Below are 24,768 nucleotides of genomic sequence, written 5' to 3' on the forward strand. Positions count from 1 at the left end.
CAGAAAACTCTGGGCAATCACCATGGAAAAACACATCAAGAGGGAATGAAAGGCTGTTGTCACGGTGCTGCCACAAGCCTTTTTCAGGTACATGGCAATCCCGTCGGCCGAAGGATAGGCATTCGACATTTCGACATAAGAGTACGCGCTAAATGTAACAATCACCGCAGCTTAAAGAAAAGCCAAGGGGCAAAGGCTCCCGGTCATCTGGGCCATCTGACCCGTCAAGGAAAGTATGCCTGCCCCGATCATAACACCGGTGCCTAGTGCAACTGCGCCGACTAATGTCAGGCTATCTTTACGATAATGCGTTGTTGTATCTTCGCTTTTACTCATAAGGTCACCTTATAAGTACTTACCCAGAATCAACGATAGCTATTCTGATTGCACCTAACGCCATGCTAACTTGCCATTTTATAAACGGTAGAGCGAAATAGCGCGGCGTATAAAATGGTAAATGGGGAGCTAATTGCATAGCCCCAGCTACTCGTGTGTATGTCTACCCAACAGACAGTTATTTTCACTCGTAGTACTCTCAACCTGAATGTTTGCGTGTTCTATTCCGAACTGATCATGCAAATATTTCTGGATATCCCACAGGAGAGCATTGTTCAGGGAATTGTCATTTACCTCTATATGAACGGACAGCGCGACTTCGGTGGTGCTTAACGGCCACACGTGTAGATCGTGTATGCGAACTATATGATCAAGGCCCATCAAGTATTGCCTTATTCCGTCAATGTTTATGTTTTTAGGAACCGAATCAATGGCGTCATGTACGGAGTCTCTAAGTAATCCCCATGTGCTGATTAAAACAACCGCGACAATAAAGAGACTGATGACTGGATCAATCCACAATCGCGCTCAGTGATACTCCAGCATCGGCGGCCATATCAAGGAAAACGCCGCGAATGTTTAAATCACCTTTTTGTGGCTGGTACGTTGGCTCCCCAAGCAAGCAACAGGCTAGCTACATCGCTTAAATTGTGCCCCGCGTCGGCGATCAACGCCAGTGATTCAGCAAACAATCCATAACCGGCTTCAATGACTACAAAAACTATATTGAGGATTACCCCAATGGCAAATGCGCGATTGTAGTTACCGATCTTATGGCTGTGATCATGGCTCAAATCATTATCCAATGAGGCTAACAATTGAACTAATTCGCGCCGCTTTTTGGTGTCGAATTACGTGACGTGTTTCATTTCTTTGCAGCAAAAATTCGAATGTACAATACTCCGAGGATTGCAGAAATCAGTGAAGCGACCAGAATCGATGATTTTGCACTCTGGAGATGATCTGGTTGGGCGTCAAAGCCCAAGGTGGCTATAAATGTGGACATGGTAAAACCTATGCCGGCTATAAATGAGACGCCAATGACATGCTGAAAATTGACGCCCTCGGGTAAACGACCCATTTTGTAGCGCAGACCCAGCCAGCACGCTCCGGAAATACCGATGAATTTTCCGAGGACGAGTCCACTGATAATTCCCAATCCGACTGGATTTTTAAGGCTCTCTACCAAGGAATTCAAGCTGAAGGGTACGCCGGCATTGGTCAGCACAAAAAGGGGTAAGACAATGAGTGCTACCGGTGACTCCAGTGCATCTTCCCAGCGACGCAGAGGGGTACTGGCGCGTTCTGCAGAATCACGCACCTCCATCATATGCTCATGATCCGTGCTACTGCCGAGAGCGTCGACCGGTTTTGCCTCTTTCTGCATGGAGCGAATTATTGTCTTGGCTCTACCCAGCTGCTTTTTCGAGGTTAGCTCAGGGCGTGCTGGTATAGTCAAGGCAATTGCAACACCGGCAAGCGTAGGGTGAACGCCAGATTTGAGCATCATCCACCAGGCTGCAATGCCTATAAAAATATAAAAATATCGCTGGCGAATGCCTGCGTAATTACCTAAGGCCAAAAATGCAATGAGTGCAATTGCGCTCGATAGAAACAATACGGATATATCCTGAGCATAAAATATTGCTATGACCAGTATTGCCCCGATGTCATCTACGATAGCCAGGCCAACGAGAAAGGCCAATAGACTGCCTGGAATGTGTTTTCTCACGATGGTGAGTACACCCAGAGCAAACGCGGTATCAGTTGCTATAGGAATGCCCCACCCAACATCAGAATCAAGAGACCAGTTGAACACCAGATAGATTGCCGCCGGAAAGACTATCCCGCCGGCGGCGCAGAGAAGCAGCATGCGTCGATTCTCTTTACGAGCGAGATCTCCACTAATGACTTCTCGTTTGATCTCAAGTCCAAGAAGCAGGAAAAACAGGACCATCAACCCGTCATTGATGACGTATTTGAGGGAAGTCTGCAGTCTAAAATCACCCAGAAAAAATCCAACCGGGGTGTGTGTCAGATTCCGGTAGGTAGAATAATAGTCTGAGTTAGCCCACCACAGCGCCAGAACTGTAGCTAGCAAAAGCAACCAGCTAATGGTTGCCTGCGCGCGGATGAAACTTGAAAACGGATCCTGAATACGTTCAAGTCCACGTTGCAACGCAGTCTTTGAGTTAGTAGTCATTCGGTTGAGCCAACGTACAAGGCCAGGCAGTCTTGGTTCTCACTAACATCGAAAATCTTGGCATTCAACCTCCCTTAAACTTGCGTTTGCCTTGGCGTAAACAGGCTGGCACCGATAACTCCACGGTGAAAACGGTGTCCAGCGCGATCTCGATGAGGACGTTATGCGACAGCCATAGCTAATGGTCGAGAGTCGGCTTGTTGGATCGTAACGTCAACCCCTTAATGAATCAGCGAAGCGGTGGACTACGATGTCAAAGATAGATGAATTGTCCGCCGCGGTCGGTGCGGTCGGTGACACTTCGGTCCTGTCCGCTGCATGCGGTCCAGAAGAACCGCTGCTTCGCGAAGCGGGCCACACGGCAGCTTGCCCGGTCTCCCTGCCGGGCGTCGCTGATCAATCCGGAAACCGGCTATACCATTTCCAGAACCAGAGGCTTGGGTTTTTGCGGCTCTACAGAATCAAAGATGCTTCACCGGGTCTATTTGCTGATGGAGTATTCGTATTGTCACGATGCCGTGAGCTGTGGTTTTTGTAATACAGAATATGGCTTTCGTAAGGGAAGCTGAGTAGCCTCTCAGAGAGTATCTCACGTGTCATTCCAAGGTCTGGATTTTCAGCAAGGAGTTGTGCGCGGTTCCATGCCGTCAAGGCAGGCGTTGGCTTGGGAGACTCCCCACTCCTGGACGGTAGGGTCGATGATACCCCCAAGATCACGTTCGGCTTTGTTCGTGAATTGGTATTGGGGCTGCGCCTCGCCACGGCTTAGCTATTTACCCGGTTGCGAACTTTCTCGATGACGGATTTGCCATCGCCGCCGTGAAATACGCGCCGTTACCGGTTGTGCAAGGCTGGTTGTTAATCGAGTGGGAATGATTTGGTATCGGCCTGCGTCGACATGGTCTGTTAGCGAAGTCTCGGCGGGGTGGCTATAGTCTTCTTGTTAAGGTCGATCGTGGCTCCGGCTATTTGCAGCTGGGATCTGATTAATGGCCGCGAACGACTAGGCAGTGTTGCTCAAGTATCTATTACCGTTCCCTATCACTAACGCTAAAACGTCATCGAAGTAGTTGGAATCGGTATGTTCGGGCCGTTGGTGAAACCAGCCAATGAGAGCCAGACCTCGGATCAACAAAAATACCTGGACCATGGATTGGTCGCCTGTGCCAAGAGCTCGCTGCGTGCGGTATCCGGCGATTAGCGCATCGCTTATTTGTGCGAAGTCTGCATCACCCTGGTATTCAAAAAGAGCAGCCGCCAGGTCATACATGTGCCATCCAAAAGCGGCATCGTCAAAATCGATAATCCCTAAGACGTCTTCGCCAAACAGTAGATTGTCCGGATGGAGATCGGCGTGGGTCAGGCTGAAGTTTTGGGACGTGACGCCGTAAACCTCTAACGTTCTCTGGAGCCTCTTTCGAAGTCGCAGCAATAGCTGCTGGGTGTCTTTGTCCAACGCCGAGTGCTCCCAGAATCGGCCCCATCGTGGATCCTCTCCGAGTAAGCCGTCTCGATCTAGGTATGCTCGGCTAAAGCCGCTGGGCATTTCCCATTCGATGGCTTGTGTATGCATCTTGGCGGCAAGTGCACCGATATCCTTAAAGATTTGCAGACGCGATGTTTGTTCACTTTCGTTTCGTAGGTAGTCACCAAGGACCTGCCCATTGAGCCAACGAGTGAGTCCAGCGTAGCGCCGCTCCCCATTATCACCAACAGGCACCTCGCAAAAAAAATCCCCGACCGTAGTGCGTTCAGGTGTCTGCACCCGAAGCCCCTTGAGTCCCAGAGCGCTGGTCCAGATACGTTCCGACTCGAGCTCTCGCAAGCTGTTATACCCCGGTCGATGAAGGCGTAGAGCATATTTATCACCGCCAATGTCGGTGACACAGAAAGTGACATTTTCTGAAATCGCGACCAATCTTAGCGTCTCAGCTTGTACAGAAAAGTGATCCAACGCTCGTGTCGCGGCCGCTTGAAAGTCACTGTGACTGACGACGTCAGTCATCAAGCTCAGCCAGACTGGCATCAAATGCGAGTAGGAATTCGCCGGCATGTTCCGCAGTGAACACCAAAGGCGGGCGTATCTTGACAACGTTATCCAAGGCGCCGGCGTAAGACAGCAGACATCCGTGCTGCCGAAGTTTGTTGGCCAGCTGCCGAGCGTAGGTTGAGTCGGGTTGGCGTGTCTTTTTGTCGACCACGATTTCGATGCTGATAAACAAGCCACAACCTCGAACATCGCCCAATCGCGCGTGGGAGTTCGCGCGCTGTAAAAGGGCCTGTCGTAGGGGATCGCCCACCCCGTTGACGCTGTTTAGCAGACCCATTCGCTCTATTTCATCGAGCACAGCCATGCCGACCGCGGCTTGCAGGGGTGTCGAAGCGAAAGTATTGAAATAGCCCGTAGCTGCACGAAAGTGTTCAACAAGAGGCCGAGAAGCGGCCGTCGCCGCCAGTGGAAGTCCGTTACCCATGGGTTTACCCATGACGACAATATCCGGGGTGAAATTTTCCTGCTGATAGCCCCACCATTTACCCGTGCGACAGTAACCCGACTGCACTTCATCAGAGATCATTAGCCCGCCCTCACGATGCACGAGTGCGGTGAGCCGATGCATGAAGCTTCCGGGGATATCGGGCAGGCCTTCATTGGCGAAGATTGGGCAAGCGATGAGTCCTGCAAAGCCGATATCGCTCGATTTGAGATGCGCAATCGCTGCGGCTGCCTGCTCTAAATATCGCTGGCACAGTTCCTCGTCGCTGAGCTTAAGTAAGGCATGTCGATACAGGTCGGGGTAGGGGAATCCGCAAACATCAGCATTGGGAGTATGGGTGCTTCCGATGCTGGTGAGCGTGGCCACCAGGCCGGCGCTCCCGTGGTAGGCCGCATCGGTGCAGACGATTCCGCGCTTACCCGTCGCGCTGCGTGCCATCGATAGCGCTACCTCATTAGCCTCTGTACCACTGCAGCTAAAAACAACACTTTCGATTCCATCATGATGTAATCCAACGAGTCGTTCAGCAAAGTCCACAATGCCCCCATGCAGGTATCGATTGTGGACGTTAAGTATGCCTTGTTGCTTTGCCATGGCGTTTGCGACAGCGGAATTGCCATGACCGACGCAGGGCACGTTGTTGTACAAGTCGACGTAGCGGCGTCCGGCCGCGTCGAACAAGTAGGCGCCTTCTCCGCGCACAATCTCGATGGGGGTGTCATAGAAATATTCAGCGCCTTTGCCGAGGGCTCGATTACGCCTTTCCCAAAGCCTGTTCATTACTTTTTAGCCAGCAACAGTATCGCGACAAATATTGCCACGAGCCGCCGCGAAAAGGTATTCGCTTATGACCCCATTGATTCACGTCGCTAACATGAGACTCCCGCCAGCATGCCATGGTGTAGCCAGCGGCCGAGCATGGCGCCGGCTTTAGCAACGGCTTCGTCTTCGCCGAGCTGCTCAGTTATCGCATCGCAAGTATCGGCATAGCTCGCTCCTTCAAGGAGCAGGTCAAGCGCCTGTCCTTCAGTCGCATCGACCTGCATGAACACGGGTTTCAAGTCCTCTCGCCAAACTATGCAATACAGCGGCGTGCTCACTGCATACTCAGGGGCTGCTGCGTCTTCGTGCTTGAGTGCTCTCCAAAGCTCGGCAATATCATGGGATATTTTTGTCAGGTACGTGCCTGGGAGAAAGGTGAGGCGCATACTGGCCCAATCGTCTTCCTGAAACGACGCAGTGGCCTCGCCAAAGCCGGCAGCATCTATGGGGCTAACATCAGCGCAGACAAAACAGCGATGCATGGCCCATTCGAGCCAGGCAAGCTCAGCCACTTCGGGATCCCCGGCGAATAGTTCGCGCAAAGTATCTGGAAACCCTTCACCCACGTCATCCAGAGTCCAACTGGTGGGTGGGTGGCTAATTACGTGATGGGCTGCAGCCTGACGGAAGGCGTCCTCGCCAACCCAGCGGCTCGTGCGTTCATAAGTGCTGCGCAGTGCATCGACCAGCCGCGTGCGATAGGCATTGCGGTAAATGGCCATCCCGGCAGCATGGCGTGGGGTCCACGCAGAGGGCAAAGCACGTTCATCGTCCAGCACATGGGCCAGAAACTCCTCTTGGCGTGCCGACAGCGTAGCAGCCATCAGACGGCCTCTAGGGCTGGCGTTTTTTGGACGAGCTGGCGAGCCATGTCGAGTTCCTTGAGTAGTTCCGATAGCGGCGGTATCGCATCATCGCGCTCGATCATGGTCGCCACCTTGCCGAGCATGCATCGTGCCTCGGTATAGAGCTGCCAGACTCCGTCACAGACCGGTTGGTCATGGGTGTCGATCTTGATGTCACCGTCGGTGTGGCCCGCAAGATGGATCTGTCGCACCCGGTCCATGGGTAGGCCTGCGATGTAGTCCTGCGCTGCAAAGCCATGGTTATGCGCGCTGACGTAAACATTATTGATATCGAGCAAGAGGAAACAGCCCGTTCGACGAGCCATTTGCGCGATAAAATCCCATTCGCTCATCTCGTCATCCGGGAACGTCATATAGCTTGATGGATTCTCGAACAGCAGCGCTCGGCCCAAGGTTTCCTGCGCGTGGTCAACGTTGGTGCACACAGTATCGAGCGCCTCATAGGTGTACGGCAGCGGTAATAGATCATGGCTGTTATGCGCGCTGGTACCGGTCCAACATAGATGGTCGGAAACCCACAGCGGCTCTATTCGGTCTACCAGTCTTTTCAGTTTGGCTAGATGTTCTGGATCGAGTCCGTCAGCGGAACCAATGGACATTGAGACTCCGTGCAGAATTATCGGCATTTTTGCGCGAACCTGCTCCAGAACGCGTAGGGGGTTGCCGCCATCGACCATGTAGTTCTCGGATATCACCTCTACGAAATCGACGGGCACTTCACTGTCGAGAAAGTCCTTGTAATGATCCTTGCGGAGGCCAAGGCCAAATCCAGGAAATGGATCGATGTTGCTCATTATCGTTCTCTAAATGAGTGCGGCGCGGCGGCCTATGCTAATAACCTGCGGCCACCGAGCCGCGGATGACCAAGCATTCGCTCAGTCATTGGGGTTTAGTATTTTACTTGCCACCTAGATCGCCAATGGTGCCGCCCTTGCTCAGGCAGGCGCCGGCTTCCAACGCTTGAAATCCATGCCCTTTGCAGGCGTTTAGACCCTTGCAGGCGTTTTCTGTGGTTGCGCAGTCTGCATTGCCTTTACATTCGTGCAGGCCATAGCAATGCACGGTGTCATCGGCGTTCACAGCCTGGCCACTGCTTCCTGTGGGTGCTTCGGCAGCAAATGTTGCGGCTGATGCGAGAGCGAGCGCTGCGGCGGTTGCGGCAAAAATTGATTTATTGGTCATGGGGTCTTCCTTTGAATGTATGTCACGTAGTTGTGATTGAGCTGTGATTGAGCTGTGGTGCCCAGACTGGACATTAGGTTATTCGTTGTTGGTGGGGCAAAGGTTACAAAAACCTTTAAAAAAATTATTTCATGCTCAGTGTAACCAATCCTTGCTGAACAACGAATAACATGAAGATCCCGGTATATTGGGGGTTTGTAAGGTCAGCCAAAAGCTAGAGAGTTGGCCGGGCCACAATTATCTATTTCGGAGAATAGTAATGACCAAGAACAACATTGGAAGAATCGCTGGGATCGCACTTGCCGCTGGAATTACAGCAGGTCTCAATATCGCGCCAGTAGCTGCACAAAGTGGCGCAATGGAGAAATGCTACGGGGTTGCCAAGTCGGGTGAGAATGACTGCGCCGCCGGACCGGGTACTAGCTGTGCTGGAACGTCCACTCGCGATTACCAGGGTGATGCCTGGAAGTTGCTTGAAAAGGGTAGCTGTGAAACCACCAAGACTCCCATGGGCATGGGTTCATTAGAGCCGATCAAACGCTGAGTCTGCAAGACCGATAAGGGAGAGTGAGTATGCAGCGGTTAACTAAGCACTATGATCGGATCACGAACATCCTTTCGGGTCGTTTTTTCGAAAGTGGCGCGCTGCTGCTCAGTCGCCTGGCGCTGGCCGGCGTGTTTTGGCGCTCCGGCCGGACCAAGGTGGTCGATGGAAGCTGGCTGGAAATCAGCGGCACCACGCGGTACCTGTTCCAGGAGGAATACAGTGCCCTGCCGCTGCCTGCTGAGCTATCGATGCATCTGGCGACCTATGCCGAGCATCTATTCCCGATACTACTGGTTGTGGGATTGGCGACACGAGTTTCCGCTGTGTCCTTATTGCTTATGACCATGACTATCCAGATTTTCGTCTACCCTGAGGCTTGGTGGCCCGCTCACAGCCTGTGGGTCGCCTTGTCGCTAATCCTGATGACGCGCGGGGCGGGTATCCTGTCGGTCGATGCGCTGCTGGGTAAGTGGCGCGGCGCTTAGAAACAGCGAGAAAGGAAAGGGACTGTGATAGCGGATGAACAAACCCTGGCTCACCTAATGGCCAGTTCGCAGGAAGGGGATCAGCAGGCTTACACAGTGCTACTCACTGAGGTGCAGTTGTGGCTGGAGCGTTTCTTCCGCCGCCGCTGCGCAGCAAGCGAGATTGATGACCTTGTTCAGGAGGTGCTTGTAGCGGTGCATAACAAGCGTGCCACGTATGATCTTTCGCGTCCCTTTCTTCCCTGGCTAGCAGCGATTGCACGCTATCGTTGGGTTGATCATCTGCGCCGTGTTTATCGCAATGCCGAAGACGCGTTGGAAGATTACGACGCACCGCAAGACGGCGAAGAGGAGGCTGTCATGGCGCGCCTCAGTCTGGACCGGATGTTTGTCCAGATTCCCAAAAAGCAGGCAGAAGTGATTGAGTTAGTCCGCATAGAGGGACTTTCCATTCATGAAGCTGCGAAACGCTGCGGACAGTCTGAGGCTGCGGTAAAAGTGAATATTCATCGCGGGCTGAAAAAGCTGTCCGCGCTCGTTGAGAAGGCAGAGTAATCATGAACCGGCCCCCTAATCCCCTCATTGCGCAGATGGCTGCAGAGTTGCAGCCGGTGCGTTCGATCAAGTTTCGCGACGGCCTGATGCTGGTTGTGGCGGCGATGCTTGCAACTGTCTTATCAGTGGAATTGGTCCAAGGCCTATGGCGCGGTGCTTGGTCAGGTCAAGCCTCGGCTTTGTTCCTGATAACCAATGGATTACTGCTGGTCCTCGGTTGCGCGAGTGTGAATAGTGTTCTCAAAATGGTGAGTCCCCGCGTTGGCAATAAACATGAAGGGCCTAAGTGGGCGATGGCCATGGTTGCCGTATTGCCCCTCGCGGCGTTTGCCTCGCTGCTCGGGCGACACCCGGGAGAAGCGCTCATTGGTGACCATCATGGTCTGGCGTGCTTTGGCGCCGCATTAGTCACTTCGTTGTTGGTCGCAGGCACACTGGTCTTCTGGCTGCGGCGTGGCGCACCGGTGTCGCCAGCGACCGCTGGCGTTCATATCGGCGTGGCGGCAACGGCACTTGGTTCAGCGGCCTACGGTCTGGCATGTACGCTTGAGGGTCTTGTACATCTTGGTTTTTGGCATGTCATGCCTGTGGTGGCCGGAGCTATTGTTGGACGCGTTGTACTGCCATCGCTTTTGCGCTGGTAGGCAGTGCGTGCTTAGGATTGCTCCCCGGCGTGCGCCGACAATTGATGCTGAGTTATGTTTGTGAATATTTGTGATGACCAAGCGTGAAGGCACCGGCTGAGATCCCGTTAATCATCATCGACGGGGGATAAGACCTCAGATTTGAGTAGGGGTTTGGAGGTGATTGGCGCTGCCCATTGGCAGTTGGCCCGAAACATATCGTCAACAATGCGACCAAGATCGCCGTAAGCGCGACTGCGTCGTGCCTCTAGCAGCGCGTCTATGCGGCTCAAGCTCTCACCGCTCTCCCAGGTGATGTGGCCGGTGAGTAACACGAAAGCCTTTTGGGTCAGAACGGCGCCTTCCACGCCTATGTCTCGGGGCTCTACGCTGCGAAATCTCAGCAAATCGTGCTCGGCAAGCCACACCAAGGTCTCAAAGCAGGCTTGTGATCTGCGGTCTGGGAGCCCTGTCATGTCCCACTTAATAGGTCCGGTGATGTCTTCGACAAGCAGTAAGTAGCGCAGGGGAAAAGCCGAGTACAGCGCGCAGAAAACCTCGCCGCAGCTGTAATGAAAATCATCTATGTGGGTGGTTCTCACTGGAGCGAATCACTCATCTGTTGGCTGGTCATGCTGTGCTCCCTGAGCGAAACGTTAGTGGGTGTTACAACTTAGCATGAGTATTTTTACGCGTTAGCAGGCAATAGAAAAGTAACAATATTAGTTCATGATTAAAAAAGTCTGCCTGCTTAGCTTGGCATCAGCAGTTCGGCGCCGCGTCTGCTAGTATCCGAGAATGATCTCCGAGCCATCAGCAGGCCTTCGTCGAGACATCGGGTTCTATGGCGCAGCGTTTTTGGTGCTCAACGCTATGATTGGTGCGGGAATATTTGCGCTGCCGGGCAAAGTCGCGGTGAACGCAGGCTTGCTCAGTCCCTGGTTGTTTCTCGTCGTTGGCGCCCTGTTCCTTAGCGTCGTCTTGACCTTTGCTGAGCTAGCCAGCTATTACGATGAAACTGGCGGGCCCGTGCTGTATGCCACCGAGGCCTTTGGTTCCTTGGTTGGATTTAGTACGGGTTGGTTATTGTTTCTCGCTAGAACGGCTTCCTTTGCGGCCAATGCGACCGTCATGGCCGCGTATCTGGGCTCTTTGTTTGACGTACTTGCCGGTGAGTTCCCTCGCGCTGTGATCATTAGCGTTGTTACTCTAGGTCTCACCTGGGCCAATATTCTGGGTGTCCGTGACGGCGTGCGTGCCATGGCCCTGTTCACTTTTCTGAAGGTTACGCCACTGCTCATACTCGTTCTTTTGGGCTTGCAGCATGTATCCGGCAGTACCTTGTTGCCTTCAGCGAGTTTGTTGATTGACGATTTGGGTAGTACCACTTTATTGATGATTTATGCCTTTGTCGGGTTTGAAACGATTGCGGTGACCGCCGGGGAGACGCATCAACCCCGGCGGACCTTGCCCAAAGTCCTCGTGGCGACGGTGATCACTACGGGCCTTTTGTACTTCTTGATTGTCTTGGTATTTGTGTCAGTTATTGATCAGGCTGATTATGCCGAGGCGACCCTGGTAGACGTGGGTCGATCACTAGCAGGCACGGCGGGGGCCTTTGCTATTACCTTGGCGGCGGTGTTTTCCATCGGTGGCAATCTTGCCGGCTCAATGTTGGCAGCGCCAAGACTCGTTTTTTCTCTTGCCGAAAGCCGACAATTGCCAACTTGGTTTGCGCATGTTCATGAGCGTTACGCGACGCCCGATCGCTGCATTATTGTGATGGGGGCGCTGGCCTTAGTGCTGGCATTGTCCGGGTCCTTCGTAAAGTTGGCGGTAGCAAGTTCTGTCGCGCGACTTCTGGGTTACATCATTTGCATAGCGTCTTTGCCGCTTATTCGCCGCAATGCCAGTGCGGAGGTCCGCGAGGGCGCTTTCAGACTTAAGGGGGGTTATTCGATACCACTATTGGCCCTGGGTATTTGCATTTGGTTATTGTTCCAGTCAAAGGCTGAATCCTGGGTCGCTGTGTCTATTCTTTTAGCGGTAGGTATTCTTTTTTACGCCTTTGAGAGGCGCTTTGGGCTGGCGGATCAGCCATGATCTTAGCTGCCCCGGTTCATTTGGAACGATGAGTGACGATGACGTATTCATGTTTCGGGCGCTTGCTCTAGCCAAAGAGGCAGCCGAGCGCGGCGAGGTTCCGGTGGGCGCTGTTGTGGTGGAGGGTGATCGGATTCTGGGCGAGGGGCGCAACGCGCAAATCGAGTCCATGGATCCCACAGCCCACGCTGAAATTAAGGCCTTGCGAGCGGCGGCGACTTCGGTGGCGAATTACCGTATACCGGGCGCGACGCTTTACGTAAGCTTGGAGCCTTGCAGCATGTGCTGCGGCGCACTGATTCACGCTCGAATCAGTACGGTGATTTTTGCCGCTAGGGAGCCTCGGGCGGGCGCAGTGGTGAGTACCCGCAGCTTACTTGATGAGACGGAATTCAATCATCGGGTGGCGTGGGTGGAGGCGGTAGAGCACGCGCCTGCCAGCGCGGCTATGCTTCGAAGCTTCTTTCGGGAGCGGCGCTAACTGCGGGCACAGCAAGGCTGTGTTCCTTTTTTTTTCCTTTTAATCGTATGTCCTACAACGCCCGTAGTTTGAGATTACGGAGATTCTCGGGTACCAGTGGTGCGGCGTCTCGAGGCGCTTCTGGTCGTTTGGCACGGGCAGTTTGCCAGCGCAGAATGTTGTAGTAATGCCGAATGTTCTGAACATAGCGGACAGCTTCGAGTCCTCTTGCGTAGCCATAGCGCAGCGTTCGATAGTGCTGGGGCTCTTGCAATAGAGGCAGCGTATCCATAATGTCGCGCCAGAGATGCGGGTCACCGCCGCGTCGCTGGGTCAGTACACGCGCATCTTCGAGGTGGCCCATGCCAATATTGTAGGCGGCAAGGGCGAGCCAGCTGCGGTCCGGCTCAAGAATGTCGTCGGGCAGACGTCGGCGGAGTTTTTTGAAATACCGTGCACCTCCGCGAAGGCTCTCTGCAGGATCAGTACGATCGTCTACATCCATTTCTTCGGCGGTGGCGAGAGTCAACATCATCATGCCCCGTACGCCCGTACGGGATGTGGCTTTGGGATCCCAGTGGGATTCCTGGTAGCTGATTGCAGCAATCAGTTCCCAAGGTATCTTTTGCTCTAGCGCGACAATTTCGATGAGCTGCTGATAGCTGCTCAGATCCCGGCGTACTTTGCCCACAAAGGTCTGTGAGTCGACTCGAGAAATATCCTCGTCACGATCAAAGTAGCCACGTTGAATCTGCGCAATACTGTTATCTGATTGACGCCGCTGTAAAAACTCATTGATTGTTTTTAAGAGCGGCGTACCTCTGGCCGAGTCGGCCAGATACCACACGATGTCTTCTTCCGCTGCCAGATCAAAGGCGACTTCAAGGCGCGGGACAAGATTTTGTTGGATAAAAAAGTCTCGGGAGTCGACGATCGCCAAATCAATGCGATCCTCATTCACACGAGTGAGGAGTTCGCCCGTGTCGCTGCCGTTCACGCTTTCCCATTTCAGCCAATCCAATCCCTCGTCTCGAAGTGTTGTGAGTAAATCTTCGTGACTACTGTCGGCAAGCACTGCCAGAGTCTGCTCGGCAAGATCTGCTGTTTTTCGGGGTTTCTTTCTACCTACTTTGTAAATCACCTGAGGCGTCTGCTTGGCATAGCTTTGAGAGCTGGCAAAGTGTGCGCTGCGCGCCTTGGTGAGTGTGAGGCCGGCGCCAGCAATATCAGCTTCCCCACGCTCCAAAGCATTGAACAACTCGTCCAGCGAAAATGCCGTGGTGACGACCAGATCGACCTCGAGTTCTTCTGCCAGTAGTGAGGCCAGGTCATACTCGAAGCCCCTGGGGCCCGAGCGCCCAATGTAATAGGTGGTAGGGCTATTACGGGTAATAAACCGCAGTTCTCCCCGCTCCCTGATCTTCTCGGATAATGTGGTCGGTTCTCCACAGCCACCCAGAAGCAGCGCCGGTAGCAGTGCGAGGATAAGCATTAGATGAAGAGCGCGAGCCATCCTTTGATTGTAATGATGTTTAAGCAGACCGAAAGACTTGCTTTTTGGCTTAACTCGGCTTGATCGTAACGGTACAATTCCCGCTTTTGTTGCAATGATGAGACCTCCCCAATGTTTGTGATTCCCGGCGCGTCGGCTCTGTCACCTTTTAGGCAGCAAGCGCTGGAGCAACGTTTGCGCGAGCAATGGCCCGATATTTCGCTCCTGCGCAGCGGATTTTTGCACCTGGTGGACAGTGCGCCCTTAGTTGACGCACAACGTTCCCGCTTGTCCGATTTACTCGCACAGGCAGCGACGGACGATTTTTGCTGCGTGGAGTCGTTAGCCAATGGTCATTGGTTGTTCGTGATGCCACGCCCCGGCACTATCTCTCCGTGGTCAAGTAAAGCCACTGACATCGTGCGCGGCTGCGGATTCGATGCTGTGCAGAGGGTTGAGAGAATTTGCGCTTATGAAGTTGCGGGGGTCGAGCCTGGCTCTGCGGATTGGCAGGAGTTGGCCTTAGCGCTCCACGATCGTATGGTGGAATCTACTACTGACAACCTTGATGGCCTGCAGGGATTGTTTTCACATCTGCCTCCGGCCAAAAGCCTGTGCGTGGATGTGCTTGGCGAGGGTCGCGAGGCGTTAGACAAAGCGAATAAAACGCTGGGCCTGGCGCTTGCGGCTGATGAAGTTGAGTACCTCTGTGAGAGTTTTCGGAGCCTTGGCCGCAACCCTCGGGATGTCGAGTTGATGATGTTTGCGCAGGCTAATTCAGAGCACTGCCGCCATAAGATCTTTAATGCGAGTTGGACCATCGACGGCGAGGAGCAGGCCAAGAGCCTTTTCTCGATGATTCGTAACACACATGCCCATGCGCCCGAGGGCGTGCTGTCAGCTTATTCGGATAATGCGGCGGTAATTGCGGGGCATGACGCGAGTCGTTTTGCGCCTCTGGCTGCGTCCCGGGAGTACACGTCCCAGCCGCAGCCAGTACACTTGTTGATGAAAGTTGAGACGCATAATCATCCTACCGCCATAGCGCCCTTTCCCGGCGCGGGTACCGGTGTAGGTGGCGAGATCCGCGATGAAGGAGCGGTGGGGCGTGGATCCAAGCCCAAGGCAGGTCTTACGGGGTTTAGCGTGTCTAACCTGCGTATACCGGGCCTGCAAGAGCCTTGGGAACAGGATAATGGCAAGCCGGGTCGTATCGCCTCGGCCTTGGATATTATGCTTGAGGCGCCTATTGGGGGAGCTGCGTTTAACAACGAATTCGGTCGCCCCAATATTTGTGGTTACTTTCGCAGCTATGAGCAACACGTTTCCGGTGCCCCTGAGGGCTTGGAACTGCGGGGTTATCACAAGCCGATCATGATTGCCGGGGGTTTTGGGAATATAGCCCCGGAGCACGTGGATAAACCTGAGTTTGAGCCCGGTGCCGCGTTACTCGTTCTGGGCGGTCCCGCGATGCTTATTGGGTTGGGCGGCGGGGCTGCTTCGAGTATGGCCAGCGCCGATGGGCAGGAGTCTCTGGACTTTGCGTCGGTGCAGCGTCAAAACCCGGAAATGGAGCGCCGCTGTCAGGAAGTGATTGATCGCTGCTGGCAGTTGGGTGCACAGAACCCCATAGCGTTTATTCACGATGTAGGTGCCGGCGGACTCTCAAATGCCTTACCAGAACTCGTAAAAGATGGTGGCTGCGGTGGGCTCTTTTCACTGCGCGACATCGCTTGTGATGATCCAGGCATGTCGCCTCTGGAGATCTGGTGTAACGAGAGCCAGGAGCGCTACGTATTAGCGGTTGCTCCGGAGCATCTGCCGCAGTTTATGGCGATCTGCAAGCGTGAGCGCTGTCCCGTCGCCATCGTAGGGGAATCCACGGCAGACAAACAGATAGCGGTCAGCGATACATATTTTGATGACAAGCCCGTGGACATGCCCATGTCCGTGTTGTTTGGCAAGCCGCCTAAGATGCATCGCGAAGACCGTCGACACGCTGCCCCCGCGACTCCTCTGGTTAGTACACCATCGGTAGAAGAGGCACTGTATCGTGTATTGGGGCTGCCTACTGTCGCGAGTAAGCGTTTCCTTATTACCATCGGGGATCGAACGGTCACCGGACTCGTCGCAAGGGATCAGATGGTTGGGCCTTGGCAGGTGCCTGTGGCTGATTGCGCGGTTTGTCTCGTGAGCTACGACTCCAATCTGGGCGAGGCTATGGCCATGGGGGAGCGAACTCCAATTGCACTTTTGAGTAGTGCTGCGTCGGCGAGAATGGCGGTTACCGAAGCCATTACCAACATCTGCGCTGCGCCCGTGGCGCGTATGAGTGATATTCGACTCTCTGCGAACTGGATGTGTGCCGCGGATACCGCCGGCGAGGGTGCCGCCCTGTTTGACGCGGTTCATGCGATTGGCGAAGAGCTGTGCCCGGCCTTGGGTATTGCGATTCCCGTGGGTAAAGATTCCATGTCGATGCAAACGCGCTGGGCACAGGATGGCAATACTCAAACCGTGACAGCTCCCATGTCTTTGGTGGTGTCAGCGTTCGCACCTGTCGGTGATACAGCACTAACACTGACGCCTATGCTGAAGACTGAAACTGATTTGACGTTGTTACTTGTTGATCTCGGTCGGGGTAAGGATCGCCTTGGGGCATCGGCCTTGGCGCAGGTCTATGGTGAGCTCGGTGCTGAACCTGCAGATTTAGACAGTCCGTCGGACCTGAAGGCGCTCTTTGATTTATTGCTCTGGGGGAAAGGACGGGGCGATGTGATGGCGTATCACGATCGATCGGATGGTGGACTGATTGTGAGTCTGCTGGAAATGGCTTTTGCAGGTCGCTGTGGTCTTGAGATTACGCTTCCCGAGGACCGCGACGCATCGGCGATGCTTTTTACCGAAGAACCTGGCGTGTTGTTGCAGTTGCCAAAGTCGCAGCTGGCTGATTGGGCGGCGCAGGCTGAACGATTAGGTATTGGTGAATGCCTGCATACACTGGGCCACGCTCGTGTCGACGAGCAGCTTAGAGTGTGGTCCGGGAACGAACTACTCATAGATACGAAGCGCGGAGCTTTGGAAGAGCGCTGGGGGCAATGTAGTCACGCGCTTCAGCGATTGCGGGATAATCCCGAGTGTGCCGACGAAGAGTTTGCGCGTATCAGTGCCCCGGACCCGGGCTTGTCTACCCATGTGAGCTTCGATGTTCATGAGGACATCATCGGCCCTATGATTAATACGGGTGTTCGTCCAAAGATCGCGGTGCTCCGGGAGCAGGGCGTAAATGGGCAGGTGGAGATGGCTGCCGCGTTTGATCGATCAGGATTTACCGCTGTCGATGTGACCATGAGCGACCTCGTCGCAGGTGATGCAAACCTTGCAAACTTCCATGGTCTGGTGGCCTGTGGCGGCTTTTCTTTTGGCGATGTTCTGGGTGCGGGGGAGGGCTGGGCAAAATCTATACTGTTCAATCCGAGCTTGCGAGACAGTTTTAGTGAATTTTTTGCGCAGCCCGAAAGCTTTGCTCTCGGCGTCTGCAATGGCTGCCAAATGCTGTCAGTGCTCCGAGAGTTGATTCCCGGCAGTGAGCACTGGCCGTGGTTTCGCCGCAATCAATCCGAGCAGTTCGAGGCGCGACTCTCCATGGTAGAGATAGGGGAGTCACCCTCTGTGTTTCTTAGCGGCATGGCGGGCACTCGTTTGCCGATTGCCGTGGCGCATGGCGAAGGACGGGCGGTTTTTGCCGACACAGCCGCCCAACAGCGCTGCGAAAAGGCGCAGCTAGTGGGTTTGCGCTACATCGAGAACACTGGAGCAGTCGCACAGCGCTATCCCGCAAACCCCAACGGTTCTCCCGATGGAATCACCGGTGTGTGTAGTGAGAGCGGCAGGGTGACAATAATGATGCCGCATCCCGAACGTGTGATTCGCCGTCGTCAGTTCTCCTGGGCGCCAGAGGATATGGCCGATAATTCACCCTGGCTGCGTCTGTTTCAGAACGCGAGAAGGCATGTCGGCTAAGCAATAACGCCCTTGGGCTTGGAATGGAAAGTTTGCCAGCCCTTGAGCCCCAGCGGTCAGCGTCTATAATGCGCCACCTTCATCACCGGGGTCCCCGGGTCGAGCGATGTTCGTTTGGCGCGGCTCCCGCACTACTGCAGACCATGGCATGCTCAATCGTTACCCAATTTGGAAATACCTGATCGTTCTGATTACTGTGCTTGGCGGCGCACTTTACGCGTCACCGAACCTCTACGCACCCGATCCGGCGCTTCAAGTCGCGGGTGAAAGCAGCGGCACCATTATCGACGAGCGCCTGCTGGCTAGGGCCACCGATGCGCTTACCGAGGCGGGAATCGAGCACTTTGGTGAAGAGCTTGAGTCTGCCGGGCGCAGTGCGCTTATTCGGCTTAAAGATCAGGATATTCAGTTGCGCGCTCAGGCGGTGGTTTCTCGGGCATTGGGTGACGGGTACATCATTGCTCTAAATCTCGCCGAAACGACGCCGGAATGGCTGACGGACCTGGGCGGGCAGCCCATGAAGCTAGGACTGGATCTATCCGGAGGTGTGCACTTCAAGTTGGAGGTGGACACCGTTGCCGCGGTTGAACGTCGTATGGAGTATTACCTGAACGCCACCAAACGCGCTCTTAGAGAGGAGCGCGTGCGAGGCTTTGTAGGCCTCGATGGTGATCGAGCCGTTGTCGGCCGCTTCCGTACTGAGGATCTTCGCGAACAGGCTCGCAGCCTCATTGGTGATGCTTTTCCTGAATTGTTGCTTGATCGTGTCGATGAAAACGACGAATTCACGATTTATGCGCGCATGACGGACCAGACCGTCGATGAAATCATTGAGTATTCCGTAAGTCAGAACCTCACGACTTTACGTAATCGTGTTAACGAGCTGGGTGTTTCCGAGCCTTTGGTTCAGCGTCAGGGTCGCAATCGGATTGTCGTGGAGTTACCGGGTATTCAGGACACTGCAGAAGCCAAGCGAATTCTTGGCAAGGTCGCAAACCTCGAGTTTCGTCTCGTGGCTAACGCCAATGCGCCGGCGGCAGATCGTCAGCGGTTTGAGTATCGCAGTGCAGATCGTCAGGGGGCTACGGAGTACCTGGAGCGGGACGTCATTATCACCGGTGAGCGCGTGTCCAACGCACAGGCAAGTTTTGACCAGAATGGTCGTCCAAACGTACAGATTAGCCTGGACAGTGAGGGTGGCTCTTTAATGTCGCGTGCCACTCGTGCCAACGTTAAACGGCGTATGGGCGTGTTGTTCATCGAGCGTAAGTATCGAACGCGCTACGAGATGGATGAAAATGGCCAGGAAGTCACGATAAAGGTCCCCTATGACGAGAGAAAGCTGCTCACCGCACCCGTTATTCAGAGTGCTCTGGGTGCGCAGTTTCAGATCACGGGACTCGATAATCCCCTGGAGTCGTCGGAGCTGGCTTTGATGCTTCGTGCCGGTGCGCTTGCCGCGCCCATCACCTTTGTGGAAGAACGCACCGTAGGGCCGTCTTTGGGCGCCGAGAACATTCGTATGGGGGTTAAGTCCGTGCAGTACGGTTTGGCACTGGTCGTGCTGTTCATGATCATCTATTACCGTGTGTTTGGGCTATGCGCTGTGACTGCCCTTACGGCAAACCTAGTGCTCTTGGTGGCTATTATGTCGCTGCTTGGGGCAACACTGACATTGCCAGGTATTGCCGGCATCGTGCTCACCGTCGGTATGGCGGTGGATGCTAACGTACTCATTTTCTCGAGGATTCGTGAAGAGCTTGGGAATGGTTTGTCGCCGCAGATGGCTATTCACTCCGGCTTTGAACGGGCGGTAGCCACAATTCTTGATGCCAATATTACAACGCTGATCGTGGCTGTGATTCTTTATGCAGTGGGCACCGGTCCCGTAAAAGGCTTCGCTGTGACATTGTCCGTTGGAATTATCACATCCATGTTTACGGCAATTATGGGGACTCGTTCTTTGGTGAATCTGATCTACGGGGGGCGCCGGGTGGGCACACTGGCGATCGGCAGCGTACCTAAGTTGGGAGATGCGTCATGAAAACGATTAACTTCATGGGTAAGCGACACCTCGCTGCTGCGTTTTCGGTGCTTCTGATACTGACCGCCTTTGGATCTTTGGCTGTGAAGCAGCTTAATTGGGGCCTGGATTTTACCGGCGGTACGCTGGTTGAGGTTCACTACGAAGATTCGGCTAACCTAAATGAAATTCGGGCTGCGCTGTCGGATGCAGGCTATGCCGGAGCTATTGTGGTGAGCTTTGGAACCGACAAGGATGTGCTCATTCGCTTGCCCGATGGCTATTCGGATGCTCAGGGTACTGAGATGCTCAAAACCCTTGAAGCCTCATCCGGAGGGGGTGTTGAGCTTCGCCGCATCGAATTTGTGGGGCCACAGGTGGGGGACGAGCTGCGCGAGCAGGGCGGTCTGGCTATGCTTCTCGCCCTAGGCCTGGTGATGCTCTATATCGCCTTTCGCTTTCAGTTCAAGTTCGCCGTCGGTGCAGTAATCGCGTTGATCCACGACGTTATTATCACCCTGGGATTCTTTTCTATCAGTGGTTTGGAGTTTGATCTTACGGTACTGGCCGCATTGCTTGCGGTCATCGGCTATTCGCTCAATGACACCATTGTCGTGTCGGATCGGATACGGGAAAACTTTCGTAAGTTGCGTCGGGTCGAGCCGCTGGATGTCGTGAACATCTCTTTGAGTGAGACACTAGGCCGGACTATGGTTACCTCTTTGACCACCTTGCTGGTGTTACTGGCGCTGGCTTTGTACGGTGGGGAGATGATCTTTGGCTTTGCCGTGGCCTTGGTGGTGGGCGTGATGATCGGTACTTACTCCTCGATCTACGTGGCGTCAAACGTGCTTCTCAGCTTGGGCGTAAGCAAAGAAGACTTGATGGTTCCAATCAGAGAAGGGGCCGAGCAGGACGACGTGGCGCCCTGATCGACCTTGGGTCGTTCTGCATATGACGCTCAGACAATGGGTTTGTGGGTCGCGACTACGAGGCTCAGCCTCGCAGTGATCGAGTCGCTTTCAGTACAGCCTTGAAGCACTTAGGGTTGCCGCAGACGATATCGCCGCTGTCCAAAAAGTTCTCTGCACCATCAAAATCCGAAACTAGTCCACCCGCTTCGCGCACCAGCAGAGCGCCGGCAGCCATATCCCACACAGATAAACCCTTTTCCCAAAACGCATCCAAACGCCCAGCAGCGACATAGGCAAGGTCTAAGGCTGCCGCTCCTCCTCGGCGAATACCGGCGCACTGTCCTGCAAGTACAGCGAGACTCTCGGTATAGGCCGGGAGCCGGTCCTCGTGGTGCCCCTTAAAAGGGATGCCTGTTCCCAGGAGTGCGCCGTCCAGTGATGGCAGCTTGCTGACCCGGATTCGGTGGCCGTTTAGCTGCGCCCCGCGTCCACGAGAGGCCGTAAATTCTTCCCGGCGTACGGGGTCGACAATGACAGCGTGTTCCAGGCGGCCCTGATATATACAGCCGATCGAGACGGCGTAGTGAGGGATGCCCCGAATAAAATTGGTCGTGCCATCCAAAGGGTCAATGACCCATAGGTAGTCAGCGTCTTCGGGACCGCTTCTGCCGGACTCTTCGCATAAAAAGGCGTGGTCTGGATACGCGCGTTGGAGCTGCCGAACAATTTCTTGTTCTGCTAGCTCATCGACATCCGATACAAAGTCATTGGCGCTTTTCTTGCGTACGCCAATGCGTTCGAGGTCATCAGATGCTCGCACTATGAGGTCGCCCGCTTTGCGCGCGGCGCGAAGTGCGATACTAGTCATCGGTTCCATGAAAAAAGACCTGCAGGCAGAGACGAAAAAGGCGCGCGAGTATACCAGAGGAGCGGGCTTTACAGCGCACCGCTTTGTTACAATGTGCACCCTCACTCTCTGCCTCAGATTAGCTCATGAATTCCGACCACATTCGGATCGTACTCGTCGAACCCAGTCACCCTGGCAATATCGGTGCCGTCGCCCGGGCAATGAAGACTATGGGGCTTGTGAAGCTGGTCCTCGTTGCGCCGGAGCAGTTTCCGGATCAGCAGGCGACTTGGCGGGCAGTTTGGGCGAACGATGTCCTTGAGTCGGCGACGGTTGTTGCAAGCTTGGACGAGGCGATTGCCGACTGCGGCTTCGTTGTAGGCACTTGTGCTCGGGATCGGCGGCTACCCTGGCCGGTGCTGGATCCGCGCCGTGCAGCCACGGAAATGGCAGCAAAGTCCCTGCAGGGAGAGGTTGCTATAGTGTTTGGGCGAGAGGATAACGGCCTGTCCAACGATGAGCTTATGCGCTGTAACCTGCATTTGGCGATTCCCACCAGTGAGGCCTATACCTCGCTCAATCTTGCCATGGCGGTGCAGATCGTGTGTTACGAGCTGCACATGCTTGGGGCGGAAGGGGGCTTGCCAGAGCAAAGCAATGCGCAATGGGATGAGCCTTTAGCAACGCAGGAGAACATTGAGCGATTCTATGTGCATTTGGAGGAGACCATGAGTCAGATCGGATTCCTCAATCCCGCCGCGCCGCGGCAGCTGATGCCGCGCATGCGGCGCTTATACAATCGACTAGGTATGGATGAGATGGAGCTAAATATTCTGCGGGGCATACTTACCGAAACCCAGAAGCGCTGTGAGCCCGTGGACTGGAGTACGCAAAACGGGGGAAAGTCTTAATGCCCAAGACACTGTACTTCGATTACCTCTCCACAACGCCCGTGGATCGGGCCGTCGCCGAGGCGATGATGGCTTGTTTGACCATGGATGGGACCTTTGGCAATCCTGCATCGCGCTCTCACCGCTTTGGTTGGGAGGCAGAAATGGCGGTAGAGACGGCACGCCAGCAGCTCGCCTCACTGATCAATGCGGATCTGAGAGAAATCGCCTGGACTTCCGGGGCTACGGAATCCGATAACCTTGCGCTAAAGGGCGTCGTCGAGGCTGCTCGGGAGGCAGGTAATAGCGCACCACACATTGTGACCTCGGCGATTGAGCACAAGGCCGTGTTAGATAGCTGTAAGCACCTGGAGGCGCAAGGTGTTCTGGTGACCTATCTGCAGCCCGACGGGCAGGGGCTCATTCAGCCCGAGGCAGTCGCCGCCGCGCTCCAGAGTACGAGCTGCCTGGTAAGCGTGATGCATGCCAATAACGAAATCGGCACGATTAACGACATTATGGGTATCGCTGCAGTATGTCGCAGTGCTGGCGTGCCGCTTCACGTAGATGCAGCCCAGACCGTGGGAAAGATTCCCGTGGACGTTCAGGCACTGGATATTGATTTGTTATCGATGTCTGCGCACAAGTTCTACGGTCCTAAAGGTATTGGCGCCCTCTACCAGCGACGACGTCCTCGAGCAGCGGTGAGTGCGCAAATGCATGGGGGAGGACATGAACGTGGGCTTCGGGCGGGGACCTTGCCCACTCATCAGATTGTTGGCATGGGCACCGCTGCAGCAATTGCCGAAGCGGCTCTGCCGACAGAATCAGCGCGTTTGACGGCGCTTCGCGAACAGTTGTGGTCTCTCGTTTCAGACATCGATGGTCTGTCTATGAACGGGCATCCTCAGCAGCGGCTGCCGGGCGCTTTGAGCATTAGTGTGAGCGACGTCGAGGGCGAGGCCTTGCTGCTTTCACTACCAGAATTTGCCTTGTCCACAGGGTCAGCCTGCACTTCTGCAAGCATGGAGCCGTCTTACGTATTGCGCGCCTTGGGCCTGTCAGATGCGCTGGCGCACAGCTCTTTGCGGGTCAGTCTTGGGCGCTTTACCGAGGAAAACGATATCGTGTTGTTCAGTGAGCGCCTCCATGAAGTGGTGCCGCGCCTTCGCCGGGAACCCGCCTGAGCAAATTTGTTCGATTACTCAGCCACTTAAGGTCTGTCAGACAGCGTGCTATGGGGGCGTAAAGTCCGTATAATCTCGCGCACTTTTTCGCCGCCGTGAAATGTATTCAATAATGCATCGATCGACGGCATTCGATTGATTTTTAATGGTTCTGGAGAACTCACATGGCGGTGGAACGCACCCTTTCAATTATTAAGCCCGATGCAGTGGCTAAAAACCACATTGGCGAGATTTATGCGCGTTTTGAAGGCGCCGGTCTGTGCGTTGTTGCATCAAAGATGCTGCGTCTTACTGATGCTGTTGCTGGTGGCTTCTATGCTGAGCACCGAGAGCGGCCGTTTTTCCCTGCCCTTATCGAATTCATGACCTCCGGCCCTGTCGTCGTTCAGGTGCTTGAAGGCGAGAATGCGGTTGCCACCAACCGAGACCTCATGGGTGCAACCAATCCCCAGGAAGCAGCCGCGGGTACTATTCGTGCGGATTTCGCGTCTTCAATCGACGCCAACGCTGTACATGGCTCCGATTCTACGGACTCCGCAGCACGTGAAATCGCATACTTTTTCGCGTCCAGCGAAATTTGCGAGCGCGACTAGGACACTGTGTCAGAGCTTATTGCCAGTACCGAGCCCGCCGAGCGCATCAATTTACTCGGTATGAACCGTAGCCAGCTCGAGGATTTTTTCCTCGGCTTGGGCGAGAAGCGTTTTCGCGCCCA

General features: G+C 54.5%; 25 protein-coding genes. 14 read left to right on the forward strand and 11 right to left on the reverse strand.

The window, feature by feature from the left end; all coding sequences use genetic code 11:
- Window positions 1-171: 171 nt before the first annotated feature.
- On the reverse strand, window positions 172-336 hold the full coding sequence (locus ACI9KD_RS11465; protein ID WP_414981305.1) for a hypothetical protein: 165 nt from the start codon (window positions 334-336) through the stop codon (window positions 172-174).
- A 159-nt stretch (window positions 337-495) separates the two neighbouring features.
- Here ACI9KD_RS11465 and ACI9KD_RS11470 point away from each other — a divergent pair, with 159 nt between their 5' ends.
- Window positions 496-669, forward strand: coding sequence for a hypothetical protein (locus ACI9KD_RS11470; RefSeq protein ID WP_414981306.1), 174 nt, complete (start codon window positions 496-498; stop codon window positions 667-669).
- Window positions 670-920: 251 nt separating this feature from the next.
- Here the strand turns inward: ACI9KD_RS11470 and ACI9KD_RS11475 are convergent, their stop codons facing one another.
- From ACI9KD_RS11475 to ACI9KD_RS11505, 7 genes are all read right to left on the reverse strand, one after another.
- Window positions 921-1,142, reverse strand: coding sequence for a cation transporter (locus ACI9KD_RS11475; protein ID WP_414981307.1), 222 nt, complete (start codon window positions 1,140-1,142; stop codon window positions 921-923).
- Between the two features lie 59 nt (window positions 1,143-1,201).
- Entirely contained in the window at window positions 1,202-2,539 is a 1,338-nt protein-coding gene (gene nhaA / locus ACI9KD_RS11480) for a Na+/H+ antiporter NhaA (protein WP_414981308.1), read from the reverse strand.
- Window positions 2,540-3,542: 1,003 nt separating this feature from the next.
- Window positions 3,543-4,544 (reverse strand): phosphotransferase enzyme family protein, encoded by a 1,002-nt coding sequence (locus ACI9KD_RS11485; protein WP_414981309.1) that lies wholly within the window; start codon window positions 4,542-4,544, stop codon window positions 3,543-3,545.
- Window positions 4,537-5,814, reverse strand: coding sequence for an aspartate aminotransferase family protein (locus tag ACI9KD_RS11490; RefSeq protein ID WP_414981310.1), 1,278 nt, complete (start codon window positions 5,812-5,814; stop codon window positions 4,537-4,539). Before ACI9KD_RS11490 ends, ACI9KD_RS11485 begins: the two co-directional genes overlap by 8 nt.
- Window positions 5,815-5,903: 89 nt before the next feature.
- Entirely contained in the window at window positions 5,904-6,680 is a 777-nt protein-coding gene (locus ACI9KD_RS11495; RefSeq protein ID WP_414981311.1) for a putative DNA-binding domain-containing protein, read from the reverse strand.
- Window positions 6,680-7,516, reverse strand: coding sequence for a DUF692 domain-containing protein (locus tag ACI9KD_RS11500; protein WP_414981312.1), 837 nt, complete (start codon window positions 7,514-7,516; stop codon window positions 6,680-6,682). The genes ACI9KD_RS11495 and ACI9KD_RS11500 overlap by 1 nt, the downstream gene beginning before the upstream one ends.
- A gap of 103 nt (window positions 7,517-7,619) precedes the next feature.
- Window positions 7,620-7,904 (reverse strand): hypothetical protein, encoded by a 285-nt coding sequence (locus ACI9KD_RS11505; RefSeq protein ID WP_414981313.1) that lies wholly within the window; start codon window positions 7,902-7,904, stop codon window positions 7,620-7,622.
- A 259-nt stretch (window positions 7,905-8,163) separates the two neighbouring features.
- Between ACI9KD_RS11505 and ACI9KD_RS11510 the strand changes: the two genes are divergently transcribed.
- Genes ACI9KD_RS11510 through ACI9KD_RS11525 form a run of 4 tightly spaced genes read left to right on the forward strand, consistent with a single transcriptional unit; the run spans window position 8,164 to window position 10,135 of the window.
- Entirely contained in the window at window positions 8,164-8,448 is a 285-nt protein-coding gene (locus ACI9KD_RS11510) for a DUF2282 domain-containing protein (RefSeq protein ID WP_414981314.1), read from the forward strand.
- Between the two features lie 29 nt (window positions 8,449-8,477).
- Complete coding sequence (locus tag ACI9KD_RS11515; protein ID WP_414981315.1) at window positions 8,478-8,936, forward strand: DoxX family protein; 459 nt, start codon at window positions 8,478-8,480, stop codon at window positions 8,934-8,936.
- A 24-nt stretch (window positions 8,937-8,960) separates the two neighbouring features.
- Window positions 8,961-9,491, forward strand: a complete 531-nt coding sequence (locus ACI9KD_RS11520; protein ID WP_414981316.1) for a sigma-70 family RNA polymerase sigma factor — start codon at window positions 8,961-8,963, stop codon at window positions 9,489-9,491.
- Window positions 9,492-9,493: 2 nt separating this feature from the next.
- Window positions 9,494-10,135, forward strand: a complete 642-nt coding sequence (locus ACI9KD_RS11525; RefSeq protein ID WP_414981317.1) for a DUF1109 domain-containing protein — start codon at window positions 9,494-9,496, stop codon at window positions 10,133-10,135.
- Window positions 10,136-10,242: 107 nt separating this feature from the next.
- On the opposite strand, the gene ACI9KD_RS11530 is transcribed toward ACI9KD_RS11525, so the two are convergent.
- Window positions 10,243-10,716, reverse strand: a complete 474-nt coding sequence (locus ACI9KD_RS11530; protein WP_414981318.1) for a hypothetical protein — start codon at window positions 10,714-10,716, stop codon at window positions 10,243-10,245.
- Window positions 10,717-10,912: 196 nt separating this feature from the next.
- On the opposite strand from ACI9KD_RS11530, the gene ACI9KD_RS11535 reads away from it, so the two are divergent.
- Together ACI9KD_RS11535 and tadA are read left to right on the forward strand one after the other, a co-directional pair.
- Window positions 10,913-12,217 carry an APC family permease gene (locus ACI9KD_RS11535; protein WP_414981319.1) on the forward strand — a complete coding sequence of 435 codons (1,305 nt, stop codon included), beginning with the start codon at window positions 10,913-10,915 and terminating at the stop codon, window positions 12,215-12,217.
- A gap of 28 nt (window positions 12,218-12,245) precedes the next feature.
- Window positions 12,246-12,698 (forward strand): tRNA adenosine(34) deaminase TadA, encoded by a 453-nt coding sequence (gene tadA, locus ACI9KD_RS11540; RefSeq protein ID WP_414981320.1) that lies wholly within the window; start codon window positions 12,246-12,248, stop codon window positions 12,696-12,698.
- A 52-nt stretch (window positions 12,699-12,750) separates the two neighbouring features.
- Here the strand turns inward: tadA and mltF are convergent, their stop codons facing one another.
- Complete coding sequence (gene mltF, locus ACI9KD_RS11545) at window positions 12,751-14,190, reverse strand: membrane-bound lytic murein transglycosylase MltF (protein ID WP_414981321.1); 1,440 nt, start codon at window positions 14,188-14,190, stop codon at window positions 12,751-12,753.
- Between the two features lie 111 nt (window positions 14,191-14,301).
- Here mltF and purL point away from each other — a divergent pair, with 111 nt between their 5' ends.
- The 3 genes from purL to secF all read left to right on the forward strand — a co-directional run bounded on the left by purL (window position 14,302) and on the right by secF (window position 21,147).
- A complete protein-coding gene (gene purL, locus ACI9KD_RS11550) occupies window positions 14,302-18,192 on the forward strand; it encodes a phosphoribosylformylglycinamidine synthase (protein WP_414981322.1) in 3,891 nt (1,296 codons plus the stop codon).
- A 148-nt stretch (window positions 18,193-18,340) separates the two neighbouring features.
- A complete protein-coding gene (gene secD / locus ACI9KD_RS11555) occupies window positions 18,341-20,236 on the forward strand; it encodes a protein translocase subunit SecD (protein ID WP_414981328.1) in 1,896 nt (631 codons plus the stop codon).
- Window positions 20,233-21,147, forward strand: a complete 915-nt coding sequence (gene secF / locus ACI9KD_RS11560) for a protein translocase subunit SecF (RefSeq protein ID WP_414981323.1) — start codon at window positions 20,233-20,235, stop codon at window positions 21,145-21,147. The genes secD and secF overlap by 4 nt, the downstream gene beginning before the upstream one ends.
- 64 nt (window positions 21,148-21,211) lie before the next feature.
- On the opposite strand, the gene ACI9KD_RS11565 is transcribed toward secF, so the two are convergent.
- On the reverse strand, window positions 21,212-22,006 hold the full coding sequence (locus tag ACI9KD_RS11565) for an inositol monophosphatase family protein (RefSeq protein ID WP_414981324.1): 795 nt from the start codon (window positions 22,004-22,006) through the stop codon (window positions 21,212-21,214).
- A gap of 116 nt (window positions 22,007-22,122) precedes the next feature.
- Here ACI9KD_RS11565 and ACI9KD_RS11570 point away from each other — a divergent pair, with 116 nt between their 5' ends.
- The 4 genes from ACI9KD_RS11570 to ACI9KD_RS11585 all read left to right on the forward strand — a co-directional run.
- Complete coding sequence (locus tag ACI9KD_RS11570; RefSeq protein WP_414981325.1) at window positions 22,123-22,887, forward strand: RNA methyltransferase; 765 nt, start codon at window positions 22,123-22,125, stop codon at window positions 22,885-22,887.
- A complete protein-coding gene (locus tag ACI9KD_RS11575) occupies window positions 22,887-24,053 on the forward strand; it encodes an aminotransferase class V-fold PLP-dependent enzyme (RefSeq protein ID WP_414981326.1) in 1,167 nt (388 codons plus the stop codon). The genes ACI9KD_RS11570 and ACI9KD_RS11575 overlap by 1 nt, the downstream gene beginning before the upstream one ends.
- A gap of 164 nt (window positions 24,054-24,217) precedes the next feature.
- Window positions 24,218-24,646 carry a nucleoside-diphosphate kinase gene (ndk, locus tag ACI9KD_RS11580; RefSeq protein ID WP_414981327.1) on the forward strand — a complete coding sequence of 143 codons (429 nt, stop codon included), beginning with the start codon at window positions 24,218-24,220 and terminating at the stop codon, window positions 24,644-24,646.
- 6 nt (window positions 24,647-24,652) lie between these two features.
- A partial coding sequence (locus ACI9KD_RS11585) for a hypothetical protein (protein ID WP_414981329.1) occupies window positions 24,653-24,768 on the forward strand: 116 nt, incomplete at its 3' end.

The sequence above is a fragment of the Congregibacter sp. genome (assembly GCF_047617445.1).
Taxonomy (GTDB): domain Bacteria; phylum Pseudomonadota; class Gammaproteobacteria; order Pseudomonadales; family Halieaceae; genus Congregibacter.